Genomic DNA, 14,336 nt, shown 5'->3' on the forward strand with positions numbered 1-14,336 from the left:
AACCTGGGCGAGGCCATTAGTTACGATGTAATGGGCAATATTACCAGTTTAACCCGCGATGGTTTTGGCACGAACAACTATACGGGCTACAATGGCAACAGGTTAACAGCTATCAGTGGTTTTACCAACAGCAGTTATGGTTACGATGCCAATGGTAATCTAACCAGCGATACTCAAAAGAACATTACCTTAAGTTATAACTTCCTTAATCAGCCATATGTAGTAGGTGGGAGCCAAAATCTGAATTACACATATAGTGCAGTTGGTGAAAAACTGAAGAAACAGAACGGGAGCACCATAACAGAGTATGCTAGGGGTATCCAGTACAGCAATGGTAGCATAGATTTTATCCAAACTGAAGAGGGCTTAGCCCGCAGAAACGGTAGTAGTTACAGTTATGAATATAATTTAGGCGACCATCTTGGCAATGTGCGGACTACCTTCTATAAAAATCCAAATACAAATCAGTTGGAGATACTGCAAAGAGATGATTATTATGCCTTTGGTCTTCGCAAAAAAGCACTTGCGGGAGCAAGCAATAATAAATATCTTTACAATGGTAAGGAATTACAGGAGGAGTTAGAGCAATACGACTATGGTGCCAGACTCTATGACCCTGTAATAGGTCGTTTTAATGTTGTGGATAGATTTGCAGAAAAGTATTCAAGTACTTCTTCGTATGGTTACAGTGCTAATAACCCGATTAACTTAATCGATATTAATGGAGATTCCTTATGGGTTTCTTATGCAGGCAATAAGATACTTTATAACAACGGAAGCTTTTATAATAGTGATGGATCGGCATACACTGGTAGGGGAGTAAAAACTGATAAAAATGGAAATGTAACAGGATATAAGGGTTTTCTAGGTCAGGTTTTTAACGCTTTAAATTCTATTGGGGGAACGGATGAAGGAAATGGACTTTTAAACGAATTGCAAACATCTTCTAATAATTATACTATTCAAAATAGCACGACCAATGATTTTGTAGTAAATCCAGCTCAACGAGTAGCTGGGTACGCAAATCAGCTAAAGACAGATCCTCAATATGCAAATCAGCTGGCTACAACTGCAGCTTCTGAAATGCTTGGGGGAGCAGGAGGAACAATAAATTGGAATCCGAATGGAGCAAGCGTTTGGGTGCTCGGAAAAGAACAAAACAATAATCCGACTTCTAATCTTGGACATGAACTGTTTCATGGACTAGATGCAAATAGAGGTTTGCTAGATAATAGGACATCTCAAGGATTAAAGTATGATGAATGGCAAGCAACATATAGGGAAAACCTACTAAGGTTTCAAATGGGGTTGCCGGTCAGAGAATATTATAAATCAAAAATAGATAACGATGTATCAAGCCCTGTTGATCCCAAAGTATTGGATAAAAATAATCAAGGAATCAAGCCTACTTGGGTACCTAATAATTGGTAAATATTATGAAATTTTTTTTTAATGTTATATTCTGCAGTTTGTTTTTCAGTGCCTGCTTGGCTCAGCATAAATTGGAGAGTCCGGGGACTTTACTAAACTTAGTTTACAGGAATCAACTGGCTTATTACAACACTAAGATCGAGGATAAGGATAATTATGTCAGCATTATAAATTTTGCAGGTAAAGAGCGTATCAAAATTACCCAACCTGCAAAAACTTTAATAAAGTCTGGAAACTTTACAATCCTTGAGGGATTCAGTCCTGCATGGGGAAACTTCGTTGGTCTGATTTGGAGTGGGAAAAATGCATTATTATATAAACGAACATCGATCGATAAGCGATTTATTTTAAAAAAAATAAATCTGAATAGTAATGTCATAAAGAAACTTACAGGTATCGATTTATACCTTTTTAATAAGATTAATAGTTGGGATGTAAGTTACATTAATGCTCTTAAAAGCAAGATAGGAATGAGTGTACCGGATGGATATAACTTTATTGCTACGAAAGTTACTACAAATCAAGGTGAAAAAAAATCTAAAATTGAAACAATAGCTTTTGAGCAATTTATAGATGAAAAATAATCCACTTGCTGGCGCACGCCTGTGGCGTGTGAGAAGTAAAAATAGTAGCAAGTTCAGCGATATATAAATTTGCCAGGTTATCCAGTATATTACAAGGGTCAAAAATACAATACGCTTGTAAAAATGTTGAAAAGTCCTTCTAGACATCGTCAAGAGTCAGATTTAATCGTTAGCGCTATGTAAGTGGCTAACTTATGCTTATTGAATTTTATACTTTAAACTGATCCTAGCGTCATGCTTTTGTTTAGTACAATCATTGAGATATTTTGATAGATTTAAAGGCAAGCAAAGCACCCAATTTCCTGTTTTAAACAAAACCCATCTAGTCTTAGCGTCTCGCTAAGACCAAAATGTAACTTACATAATAAAGCCCATCAGAAATGTTGGGCTTTATTATTTCTTCAGGAGTTCTAGTTTAGTTAGCCTGGCTTTAATGGCACCATAAGTACGGGAATGCAGTTTGGCAAGTTCTGTAATCTTGGTGTCTTCGCTGAAACGCTGTGTGAGCAGCTTATCCTCTTCATCATTCCAAGGCAGTCCCTGGTTTCCTTTTTCGGCGAGGGCTTCTAGTTTGTTAAGGGCAAAGAAGAGTGCCCGGATGACCTCGGGCTGGTTGTATGGGCTGTCTGCGGGGAATACCTCACCGGTTATGGGGTCGGTACCGGCGACTAAAGCCTGGAGAATTTCCAAGTGGCGGTTTTTATCCTGCATAAGCTTTACCGGTTTTGGCATCACGGATGATTGCGTTTGCCAGGAAAAGGAGTTTGTCCTTAATGGAGGGTTCGAGTTCCTCTATCTCGTCAATAAGCTTTAGGGTCTGTTTGTCAAAGCCTGTTTTGCTGCCTTCTCCGGCCAGGTAATCGAGCGAAACTTCGAGTGTATCGGCGATCTTTTTGGCTACATCAACCGATGGCGAAACCTCGTTCCTTTCGTACCTGCCAATAATCTCACGTGATACGCCTGCCTCTTTGGCAAGTTCGGCCTGCGACATCTTTTTGGCTTTGCGTAATGCAGTTATCTTATCTCCTATGTTCATGATTGTGCGCAAAAGTGTGTTAAATGCTGGTTGATTTATTAAATGTAGAGAACAAAAGTTAATAAATAAAATGATTGTTCTCTTGATAAAAACAAATCATTGTTTACATTTGTGCAGAATAGTTCTCATAAAACTTTTTTTCAACAATTGCCAAACTCATTTCCGAAAACCCCGAACTGCTAATCTACATTGATGGTAAACTGCACATTACCGTTTTGGGCGGTATAAAACTGACAGGGCTTGACCGATTGAAGGTAACACTGAAACTAAGTCTGACCGGGAAACCTACCAATGCCTACCGCCATAACCTCGATCTGTACAACGGCATCCCGAGGGAGCAACTGATAGAAAAAGCTTCCGAAATGTTGGATATCAGCACGAGCGAAACAAGCCAGATCATTAGCCGATTAACCACCGAGCTGGAAAACTACCAAGCGCAACGATTTATGGGTTAGATCTGGAAAGTGAATGTGTAGCATCCACAATGATGGACTTGGATTTAATAATACCTTTTTCAAGAGCTAAAGAGACGGTTTTTCCAATTAACAGGTTTAAAAGATCCATGTCCTTAAGACGAAGCTTTCGGAACTTGGTCAGAGAGCTTGGATTTATCACGTCCTCTTCAGGGGACATCTCCAAAAAATATTTAAAGGACATATCGTAGCGGGAACGCTCCACCACATCGACATCGGAAACGGTATAGATCGTCTTCAGCAACAAATATTTAAACATGCGAACCGGACTCTCCGCGTTACGCCCGTTGCAAAAAATAAAATAGCTCCGATAATAGAAGAAAAGACCTTGCTTAATGATACTAAAATTATAGACTTAAAGCGGAACAATTATACTCAGTTTTTCCCCAATTTATTTTTACCACAGTCGACTGATATTTTTAATACTGAAATTAATAATACAGAAACCAGAATTAAATACCATCAATACGATGGATTGTGTAATCCCTTAAGTGTATCCATTGAGGGTGGCTCTAAAGTAAATTACATTTGGAGTTATGGAGGACAACATCCGGTAGCGCAGATTTTAAATGTAGATTATGCAACCATGGAGGAGATAATTGGAGCACTAAATATAGCTTCAATCGGCGTTCAGTTAAACCCTGATAAAACAGTAATAGATAATCTGCTGGCACCTTTAAAAGCAAGCATGCCATCGATCCAAATTATGACCTTTACCTATTACCCCTTAGGAGACATAAAAACGATTACCGATGCAAAGGGAATGGTTACTTATTATGAATATGACGAATTTCAACGCCTGAAAGTTATTAAAGATCAAAACGGCAATATTGTTAAAAGTTACGATTACCATTACAAACTATAACGCTCCACAATGAAAAAAACATGCGCTATGTTTAATAAGTTAAGTATTCGGTGAGTGATAGAAACTCACCGAATCGATCACTTTTTATACGCGATCTTTTAAATATTTTGTGGTTTGCAAAGACCAGAACGGGCATATTGTTAAATCTTTACCATTTCAGGCTATAAACTTAACCAGATGAAAAAAATATTATATACGGTACTTTTTGCCGTAAGCTATATCCAGAGTGCATTCGCACAAACCCCTAGCAGTAACCAGAACTATGTTGTGGAAAGTACGGTCCGTGCTGCAGGCCATAAGACTGTAAGCAGTCTTGTGGGTTACCCTGTTGATTCCATAAACCGGAAGATCCAGTATTTTGATGGCCTTGGCCGCCCTTTACAGACTGTGCAGGTACAGGGCAGTCCGGGTTTTAAGGATATTGTACAGCCTGTGGCTTATGATGCCTTTGGCCGCGAAGCGATAAAGTACCAGCCATACGCAGCACAGAGCGGTACCACTGGTAATTACCGTACAGCTGCGCTGGCTGATCAGCTGTCCTTTTACAACAGCCCAACAGCAGGGATAAAAGCAACAGGTTATCCCTTTGCCGAAACGGTTTTCGAAGCCTCACCACTAAACCGGGTATTACAGCAGGGTGCCCCAGGTGCAGACTGGCAGATCAGTGCTGGCCATGCGCTTAAAACCGAATATGGCACCAATACCCAGGATGAGGTAAAACTGTGGATCGTGAATAATGCTGGTAATGGTGCGGACGCTGGTGTTTATCAGGCTGGAAAACTTTATAAAACCATCCTTAAGGATGAGAACTGGAAATCAGCAGATCTAAAGGCAGGCACTACCGAAGAGTTTAAGGATTTTGAAGGGCGTGTGGTGCTGAAACGGGTATGGGAAACCGATAGCAAAAGCCTGAGTACCTATTACGTGTACGATGACCTGGGCAACCTGCGTTATGTGCTCCCACCTGCGGTAAACGAAAATGGGCAGGCCACACTGAACAGTTTTGATGAAAGCCAAACGGTTTTCGACCAGTTTATCTACGGTTACCGTTATGATGGCCGTAAAAGACTAGTGGAGAAGAAAATTCCGGGCAAGGGCTGGGAGTTTATGGTTTACAACAAACTCGACCAGGTTACGCATACTCAAGATGCCAATCAAAGGGCCGCCAGTCAATGGAGCTGGATCAAATACGATGCTTTTGGCAGGGTAGTACTTACAGGTGTGGAGAATGGTCAGGGCATCAGCCGTATAGACATGCAAAATTATAATGATGGAGTAACGGCACAATGGGAAGATCGTAGTACAGCTTATCCCGAAGGCTATACCAGAAATACACATCCTTCAGCGGGAGAAGATAATACCAATATTATTTTCCATACCATTAATTATTATGATAACTATGACTTTCCGGATAGCTTTGGCCAGCCCGGGACTGGCCAGGCACCAGCAGCACGGACCAAAAGCCTGCTTACGGGTACTAAGGTAAAGAACCTGGGCACCGGAGCGATGCTGCTTACGGTAAACTATTACGACCTGGAAGGACGCATTATACAGAGCAAAAGCAGCAACCACCTGAACGGTACTGATGTGGTAGACAATACCTGGAACTTTGATGGCAGCCTGAAAGCAAGCACGCGTACCCACACAGTAGGTGGTACGGTGACCACTATTGCAAACCGCTACGAGTACGACCACGTAGGCCGTAAGATTGCCACTTTTGAAAACATCAACAACCAGGGAGACGTTGCGCTGAGCCACCTCGAGTACAATGAGATCGGCCAGCTGACCAAAAAGAACCTGCACAACGATAGCCAGGCCACTACCTTTGCCTACAACGAGCGTGGCTGGATGAAGAATAGTACATCCGACCAGTTCAGTATGGAATTGAAATATAACGATGGTACCCTTGCGCAGTTTAATGGCAATATCTCTGGCCAGAGTTATACCAACGGTACGGCCAATGCCTTCAGTTATAGTTACGACAGGCTGAACCGCTTAACCAATGCTGCTGCAGGTAACAACCTGGGCGAGGCCATTAGTTACGATGTAATGGGCAATATTACCAGTTTAACCCGTGATAATTTTGGCACGAATAACTATACTGGCTACAATGGCAACAGGTTGACAGCTATCAGTGGTTTTACCAACAGCAGTTATGACTACGATGGCAATGGCAACCTCACCAGCGATAGCCAGAAGAACATCACTCTTGGATACAACTTCCTTAACCTGCCGCAAACGATAAGTGGAAGCCAGAATTTAACCTATACTTACAATGCTGCTGGTGAAAAGCTGCAGAAACAAGTAGGCGGAACCGTTACTAATTATATCGATGGTATCCAATATAGCAATAACAGCATCGATTTTATCCAGACCGAAGAAGGTTTAGCCCGCAATAACAATGGCAGTTACAGCTACGAATATAACCTGGCAGATCATTTGGGTAATATAAGGGTTACTTTCTATAAAAATCCCAATACAAACCAGCTGGAGGTACTGCAGCGCGATGACTACTACGCATTTGGTTTAAGAAAAGTTGCAACTGGAGGAACTAATAAATATCTTTACAACGGCAAGGAGTTGCAGGAAGAGTTGGGGCAGTACGATTACGGGGCGAGGTTCTATGATCCGGTGATCGGGAGGTGGAACGTGGTGGATCCGTTGGTGGAGAAGTTTACGTCATTTTCTCCTTATAATTATGTTCTAAACAATCCCTTAAAATATGTTGATCCAGATGGTAGGGATGTGGAACTAGGTATAAAAAAACATAGAAATGGGAATGTTACTGAGGTTCAAATAAAATCTAAAATGAACTTAACAATAGTTGGAAAAATTAGTGAAAATAGACTTGCCGCACTAAAGGAACGATATGCAAAAAGTTTTTCTGGAGAATTCGTTACTTCCGTAGACAGCAAAGGAAAATTAGAGACATATAAAACAAAGGTTTCATCGGAATTGTCAATTACTGTAGTTGATAAGATTGATAAAGCCAAATCAACTGACCACATCATGGTCATGACTGAAAATATTGCGGGTAGAAAAGAAAGTGTACAAGGGGTGGGAGACTTAGGAGGAACATCTTCTGCGGTTGAAAACGGTACGTTATCTACTTCAGGAAGATTTGAGAAGGTTGCAAGTCACGAAATTGGACATAATTTAGGGTTAGAACATAAAGATGCGTCAACAAGTTTAATGAATGAGTTTGTTTCAGGAACCTACGTAACACCAAATGAACTTAAACAAATATATGGTGGAGCTGCAACCTCAGTACCTAATAATGGCAAACTAATAATGTATAACGATAAAGACACACGTAAAGATGCAAAGAAACTTATTAAAACAAATCGAGTTCAATAATATGTTTAGATTTGGATGTTGGTGTTTAATACTATTCTTATTTGTGTCATGTGGTCGACAAAAGCAAATTGTTACACCTTTTTTTTCTTTGACATCTGTGCACTCTTTGAGTTTGTCTTATAGAATGGTTGACAATAATATAGATTCTGAAAATGGTTTCATTTTTTTTGATTCAGATACTATTAAGTTTGAGTATGGAAAAGGCGTTTTTAGAAGACTTGAAGAAAAAACAATTGTTCCATTTGAGCAGAAAGAATATTGGGATTCTGTAGGATTATCGAAGGATATAATCTTATCTAAAAGATCAAAAGAAGATTACGACAGAAGAAGTTTTGAAATACATTATTATGTGAATGATACTATTTCAAATAAAGATGCAGTTTGGGTATTCTCTAAAAGGTTTAGAAAGGGAATGACAGGTGTCTATTTTTATGATGTAGATAAAAAGGGTAATAACTTAAGTGTTTACAGTCGAAACTTACCTCAATCTAAAGTGGACAGTTTTATAGCGTTAATAAAAACTATTAAATTCAAAAATTAATCCTAACTGGGTTTAAGGGGCTGTTTACTCCATTTGGTCTTAGCGTCCCGCTAAGATCAAAATGCAAGTTATATAACAAAGCCCCGGCGATGTAAAAGTTGCTGGGCTTTGTTATTTCTGTAGAAACCCTAATTTGATAAGCCTTGCTTTAATTGCTCCGTATGTACGTGAATGTAGTTTGGCGAGTTGGGTAATCTTAGTGTCTTCGTTAAAACGTTGTGTGAGCAATTCGTCTTCTTCTTTGCTCCAGGCCAAGCCCTAGTTACCTTTTTCAGTTACTGCCCTAAGTTCATCAAGTGCAAAGAAAAGCGCCCTGATGATTTCTGGCGTATGGGAATACCTCCCCCTCGCTGGCGCACGCCTGTGGCGTGTGAGAAGTAAAAATAGTAGCAAGTTCAGCGATATATAAATTTGCCAGGTTATCCAGTATATTACAAGGGTCAAAAATACAATACGCTTGTAAAAATGTTGAAAAGTCCTTCTAGACATCGTCAAGAGTCAGATTTAATCGTTAGCGCTATGTAAGTGGCTAACTTATGCTTATTGAATTTTATACTTTAAACTGATCCTAGCGTCATGCTTTTGTTTAGTACAATCATTGAGATATTTTGATAGATTTAAAGGCAAGCAAAGCACCCAATTTCCTGTTTTAAACAAAACTATCGGAATGTCTAAACTCATTTGTGACATTAAATCTCAGCCAAAGAAAAATCAAATAAATTCAGACTCGGCTGCAAATTTCGGAGAAGAAAACCCGTATTTTTATTATTTGGATTATTGGCGTTTTACGAATCACCAAAATCAGTTTATCAAGAAATAGCTATAGAATATCACTCGAAAAGCGCTATTCGTCAAAAAGATTTCTCTTTTTTGATGAGATGTAATAGCTTTATCATAATTTAATGATCAATCATAACAGATGTAGATTTATCCCCTTATTCTTATTTATGATTATTCGAATGTTTTAAATAAAAAATCTAAAAATAATTCACAAAATGAAACGTTTAACGCTCTTATTATCCCTGGTGCCGCTATTGCTACTATCGCAGGCCAATTACGCGCAGACCCCAGAATTTTATTTCAATGGTGCAGCAGATGTTATTTTTCGCTTTCCAGATCGGGGTGCCGGAGGGAGAGCCCTGGTGCACGATGTCAACAATGTATTTAGCTTAAACTATGGTGGCGATTTTACAGGTGGTACGCGTATAGGCAATGGATTTCGTATAGCAAATAACGGGAGTTTTAGTGCTTTTGACAAGCTGTTTTTTTCTGATGAAGGTAATCTTGGAATTGGAACATTCAATCCTGAAGTACCTTTAACCGTTTATGGAAAATCGCATTTTTATCCAAGCAGAGTGGGTACGGGAGATGCAAGAACATTATCTATAGATAACGAATTAACTTCCATGAATTTTATGAACAATGATTACCCTGTCGTTTTTAAAACCGGAGGTGGTAACCAGCCGCTAATACTAAATGCAGCTAGAGTAGGCATAGGGACAATAAACCCGCAAGAAACACTTTCCGTTAATGGAAACATCCGCGCCAAAGAAATCAAGGTAGAAGCTACTAATTGGCCTGACTATGTTTTTCAGGAAAAATACATTTTGCAAACGCTTAACCAGACAAAAAGCTACATCAAACAATACGGCCATCTTCCAGATATGCCATCTGCTGATGTTGTTGCCAAAGAAGGCCAGAACCTTGGAGAAATTCAAGCTAAACTTTTAAAGAAAGTAGAAGAACTTACCCTACATCTGATCCTTTTGGAAGAATCGAATACCGAACAGAAAAAACGTATTGATGAGCAGGAAAAAATAATAAATAACTTAAAAAAATCAGTTAAAAAATAAATTCAATACTAAATGAACGCGCTAATGAAAACTTTTATCAAAAAGGTGGCAAATGCCTGTGCAATAATTTGCTTAATATTTTGCATTACAACAACAAAAACCTTTGGACAGACAACAGCCAATGTAAATCAGTTTGCCATAGCTCACAATCCACCTGATGCTTTTAATTTTATGGGAAATACTGTTTCGCATTATGGCTTAGGATGGTATAATGAATCCTCAAGTACACCACCAATGGCCTATTTTTCGGGGTATAATGGAATAAGGTTTTTTACTCAGGGGCAGCCCAGAATGTTTATGGATGTGGGAGGAAACCTTGGACTTGGTACATCAAATCCCCTTAGTCGTTTACACCTTGCCGGAGGAGATGAAAGAATTATGATTGGGGACTATAATAATTCTAATGATACAAAGGGAATATATTTTCCCGGATTTCGTGATATAATGCCCAGTTATTTTGGTGCTTCGATCGAATCAACACCAGAATGGGTCTGTTGTGGTGGATTCCCTGCTGCGACGGGCTATCCAGGAATACGGAATATGGGACTTAATTTCAATGTACATGGCAATGTTGATATAGCGGACAGTAAGGTAACTGCAATGGCAATCAATTCTAATGGAAATGTTGGCATTGGAACTTTAACACCAAGGGAACGTCTCTCCGTTAATGGTAACATCCGTGCGAAAGAAATCAAGGTAGAAGCTACTAATTGGCCTGATTATGTTTTTGAGGAGGGTTACAAGGTTGGTACGCTGAAAGAATTGGAAAGTTATATCAAAACAAACAAACACCTGCCTGAAATACCAAGCGCAAAAGAAATAGAGCGCAATGGTGTTGAGTTAGGTGAAATGAATAAAGTGCTACTTAAGAAAATCGAAGAACTTACACTTTATCTTATTGATCGTGAAAAAGATTTAGAAGTTCAAAAAAATAAAGTCAAAGCCCTGGAAGATAGTTTTAAGGAAATTAAAACCCTTATGGAGCTAAAAAAAACAGAGAAGTAATATTTTAAATAAGTTTAACTATGAAAAAATTATTAGTGGTAATAACAATTGTATGTTTTTCCATAACCATATCAGCTCAAGAGATAATCAATCCTTATTTAGCAGTTGGAGGAGGGTACGCAAATTATTCAGGATCTGTACTCAATTCCTATTATCCTGTATTGGGTGTGATGGCAGAACATGGAGCCGGACAGAAAATGCTTGTTAGTACTGGCTATGGTAGTGGCCTTTTAGATATGTTCACTAAAATTAGCTCATGGAGCAGAAAGCCAACAATAGGAAATATAGACAGTACTAACTTTATAGCAATTGGTCAAAATGGGAATTCCTATACCCCGGGAAATTTTATAGTGGACGGGAAAATAGGCATAGGTATTACAACACCGGTAGAAAAACTTTCTGTAAACGGAAATATCCGGTCAAAAGAGGTAAAGGTAGAAGCTACTAATTGGCCCGATTATGTTTTTGATGAAAATTACAAAGTCGAAAAATTGGAAGAACTGGAAAATTACATTAAAACGAATAAACACTTGCCTGAAATGCCTACAGCAAAAGAAGTAGAGGTTAATGGAATTGCTTTAGGTGAAATAAATAGGTTATTGTTAAAAAAAGTGGAAGAACTTACACTTCATTTAATCGAACAGCAAAAACAACTTAATGAACAAGGAAAAGTGATTAAAGCACTTCAGGAGAAATCCTCTGCTAAAAAATAAGTGATGTATCTTTCTAGGTATAATTTTAAAAATCAGGTGTTCTAATTACATCTGATTTTTCATTTGAATTTACTACAAATCTATTTTTATGAAGAAGAACTTTTACAAAATTTTGGCATCAACTACTGCTTGCCTTTTGTTAGTGTATGCGGATCGTGCAACTGCACAAGATCAGACCATAAATGGAAACCTGAATATTGGTGCGGGTTATCATAATGCCATAGGCTACGGACCAAGGATTTATTTCCTCGGAAACTCCGATGATTTTTTTATCAGCCATTATAACTCAGGAGGAAATCAAAGCGAATTCCGTTTCAGTATTGGTGATGATTTTCAGGCAGAAGACAAATTTGCGATCGGCGTTACTTATGCAGTAGATAACCAATGGTACGACAGGATGGTGGTACAGGGCGATGGAAACGTTGGTATTGGTACTTCATTACCGCAATCGAAATTACAGGTTAATGGTGGAGCCATAGTTGTAGGCACCAATTCGGTAGTCACAAATGCTGATGGACATATCAGTATTGGAAGTATTACCGAAGATTCTAATCCTACACAGGCAGATTGGGTTCCTAATTCTACTTTGCTGCTCAATGCAAAGGATTACAGTACTGTAGCCTTTCATGATTCGGGAAGCAGGGTTGATTTTATCAGGGCAGGGAATGGAACTATTCAGTTAGGTTATGATGGTGGCTGGGGAAGTGCAAATATAGGTTTACCAAATGGCATTTGGAATGCGCAGGGTAATGTAGGAATAGGAACACTTGTCCCCAAAGAAAAACTCTCTGTTAATGGAAACATCCGTGCCAAAGAAATTAAAGTAGAAGCCACTAACTGGCCCGATTATGTTTTTGAGGAAGGTTATAATATTGGAACATTGAAAGGGCTGGAAAGTTATATTAAAGCTAATAAGCATCTGCCTGGGATCCCATCGGCAAAAGAAATTGAAGCAAATGGCTTAGAACTAGGTGAAATGGTAAAAATGCAACAGAAAAAGATAGAGGAACTAACGTTGCATTTGATCGAAAAAGACAAACTACTCTCAATAGAAAAGGAAATGAACAAAAAGCAACAAGCGCAGATTGATAGCGTGATAAAAGAATTGGCAAACATGAAGAAAATTAGAAATAAATTTTAGGGCTGCCTACCGATGTTCCAGAAGAACAGTAGTTTTTAAATCTTTAATCTAGTATTACTCCATTATATTTTTTAATCTATTAGGATCATAATCGCTTATTTTGATGATTGATATAAGGAATATTATGAACCTTTTGAAACAAATATTTTTAATATACGAAATATTTCGTATATTGATTTGTATTATGAAAAGTATAACCTTGTTGATCTATTTCCTATTTACAGGCGTTTGCTGCTTCGCACAAAGCAGCGATAATCCAATGAGAACACCAATCGATTCTGCAGTAGCTAGATTGATGGCTACATATATGAAGGATGGGAAGCGGGTAGGCATTTCGATCGGGGTAAATTATAACGGAAAATCCTATACCTACAATTATGGAGAAACAGCGCCAGGATCTAAAAAACTCCCCGGCAGCAGCTCTATCTATGAGATCGGTTCAATTACTAAAACCTTTACAGGACTACTTATCGCTCATGCGATTACGGAGGGGAAAATCGCTCTGAACGATGATGTCCGTAAATTTTTACCAGGCAATTTTCCAAATCTTCAATATAAAAACGGCAGTCCGGTAAAAATTGGTTATCTATTGGCACATACTGCCCAGTTTCCCAGCAGTTTTGGTAATATAACCGGTAAGCCAATAGAAACACCCACTTTCTTGGATTCTATTCGCCAAATAAAGCTTGATTCCTTAAAATCTTTCCATTATGTTTATTCAAATGTGGGCTATCAGCTGCTTGGACTAATCTTGGAAAACGTTTATCATAAGACCTATTATCAGCTCGTCAGCCAGTATATCACTTCTCCCTTGGGCATGAACCGAACTGCGCTTAACTACAGTGTAAAGTATGCTAACGGGCAACTTAGCGGGTACGGTGCAAATAAAGAAGCAGTTGGTAATATGCCCAGTACCCTCCCAGGTGCAGGAAGCCTTCACGCTTCGGTAAGCGATATGCTTAAATACCTGAAGTATCAGAATGCGGAGAACAATACCGCGCTCAAGTTAAGCCACCAGATCATTGTAGGAGACATCGATAACGGAGCGCACGCCTTCCAATGGGAGATTGGAAAGACCTGGAACTGGGACCAGTATCTTAGAGTGGATGGAGGGACAAACGGCTTTCGCAGTTTCTGTTTCATTTACCCGCTAAGCCAAATCGAAATTGTTATTCTTTCAAACCAGAAGGACGACTCGGCCGGGAGCGGACTTTATAGCGTGGCCAGCGGTATATATAAAGTTGTTAAGGAAATCAAATAAATACAAGACATTAAGCCAAAAAACACGTTGCTCAAAGTATTAAAAAGTTATGTAGGAAAAGGGATAGTTGTTAACC

General features: G+C 39.0%; 13 protein-coding genes and 1 pseudogene. 11 read left to right on the top strand and 3 right to left on the bottom strand.

Annotation, left to right across the window (positions count from 1 at the left end):
* Positions 1 to 1,431: M91 family zinc metallopeptidase (locus HDC90_RS04825; protein WP_255497485.1), on the top strand; the 1,431-nt coding region annotated here is incomplete at its 5' end.
* Positions 1,432 to 1,436: 5 nt separating this feature from the next.
* Positions 1,437 to 2,015, top strand: a complete 579-nt coding sequence (locus HDC90_RS04830) for a hypothetical protein (RefSeq protein ID WP_184464411.1) — start codon at positions 1,437 to 1,439, stop codon at positions 2,013 to 2,015.
* A 393-nt stretch (positions 2,016 to 2,408) separates the two neighbouring features.
* Here HDC90_RS04830 and HDC90_RS04835 read toward each other — a convergent pair whose 3' ends face one another.
* Both HDC90_RS04835 and HDC90_RS04840 read right to left on the bottom strand, forming a co-directional pair.
* Positions 2,409 to 2,747 (bottom strand): hypothetical protein, encoded by a 339-nt coding sequence (locus HDC90_RS04835; RefSeq protein WP_221451791.1) that lies wholly within the window; start codon positions 2,745 to 2,747, stop codon positions 2,409 to 2,411.
* Positions 2,716 to 3,051, bottom strand: a complete 336-nt coding sequence (locus HDC90_RS04840) for a helix-turn-helix domain-containing protein (RefSeq protein WP_184464412.1) — start codon at positions 3,049 to 3,051, stop codon at positions 2,716 to 2,718. Before HDC90_RS04840 ends, HDC90_RS04835 begins: the two co-directional genes overlap by 32 nt.
* Positions 3,052 to 3,299: 248 nt before the next feature.
* Here HDC90_RS04840 and HDC90_RS04845 point away from each other — a divergent pair, with 248 nt between their 5' ends.
* The gene (locus HDC90_RS04845; protein WP_184464414.1) at positions 3,300 to 3,506 is read left to right on the top strand and encodes a hypothetical protein; all 207 of its coding nucleotides are present in this window, start codon (positions 3,300 to 3,302) and stop codon (positions 3,504 to 3,506) included.
* Here the strand turns inward: HDC90_RS04845 and HDC90_RS04850 are convergent.
* A pseudogene (locus tag HDC90_RS04850) lies at positions 3,499 to 3,813 on the bottom strand (transposase); the annotation flags it as partial. The gene HDC90_RS04845 and the pseudogene HDC90_RS04850 overlap by 8 nt on opposite strands.
* A 39-nt stretch (positions 3,814 to 3,852) precedes the next feature.
* Between HDC90_RS04850 and HDC90_RS04855 the strand changes: the two are divergent.
* The 8 genes from HDC90_RS04855 to HDC90_RS04890 all read left to right on the top strand — a co-directional run bounded on the left by HDC90_RS04855 (position 3,853) and on the right by HDC90_RS04890 (position 14,260).
* Entirely contained in the window at positions 3,853 to 4,389 is a 537-nt protein-coding gene (locus HDC90_RS04855) for an RHS repeat domain-containing protein (RefSeq protein ID WP_184464416.1), read from the top strand.
* A 177-nt stretch (positions 4,390 to 4,566) separates the two neighbouring features.
* Complete coding sequence (locus HDC90_RS04860) at positions 4,567 to 7,746, top strand: DUF6443 domain-containing protein (protein ID WP_184464418.1); 3,180 nt, start codon at positions 4,567 to 4,569, stop codon at positions 7,744 to 7,746.
* A 124-nt stretch (positions 7,747 to 7,870) separates the two neighbouring features.
* The gene (locus HDC90_RS04865; protein ID WP_184464420.1) at positions 7,871 to 8,287 is read left to right on the top strand and encodes a hypothetical protein; all 417 of its coding nucleotides are present in this window, start codon (positions 7,871 to 7,873) and stop codon (positions 8,285 to 8,287) included.
* Positions 8,288 to 9,282: 995 nt separating this feature from the next.
* Positions 9,283 to 10,140: a TMF family protein gene (locus HDC90_RS04870; protein WP_184464422.1), complete on the top strand. Its 858-nt coding sequence runs from the start codon at positions 9,283 to 9,285 to the stop codon at positions 10,138 to 10,140.
* A gap of 24 nt (positions 10,141 to 10,164) precedes the next feature.
* On the top strand, positions 10,165 to 11,145 hold the full coding sequence (locus HDC90_RS04875) for a hypothetical protein (protein ID WP_184464424.1): 981 nt from the start codon (positions 10,165 to 10,167) through the stop codon (positions 11,143 to 11,145).
* A gap of 20 nt (positions 11,146 to 11,165) precedes the next feature.
* On the top strand, positions 11,166 to 11,858 hold the full coding sequence (locus HDC90_RS04880) for a hypothetical protein (protein WP_184464426.1): 693 nt from the start codon (positions 11,166 to 11,168) through the stop codon (positions 11,856 to 11,858).
* A gap of 88 nt (positions 11,859 to 11,946) precedes the next feature.
* Complete coding sequence (locus HDC90_RS04885) at positions 11,947 to 12,999, top strand: hypothetical protein (protein ID WP_184464428.1); 1,053 nt, start codon at positions 11,947 to 11,949, stop codon at positions 12,997 to 12,999.
* 184 nt (positions 13,000 to 13,183) lie between these two features.
* Positions 13,184 to 14,260 (top strand): serine hydrolase, encoded by a 1,077-nt coding sequence (locus HDC90_RS04890; RefSeq protein ID WP_184464430.1) that lies wholly within the window; start codon positions 13,184 to 13,186, stop codon positions 14,258 to 14,260.
* Positions 14,261 to 14,336 lie beyond the last annotated feature (76 nt).

The sequence above is a fragment of the Pedobacter sp. AK013 genome (assembly GCF_014205835.1).
In the GTDB taxonomy this organism is placed as follows: Bacteria; Bacteroidota; Bacteroidia; order Sphingobacteriales; family Sphingobacteriaceae; genus Pedobacter.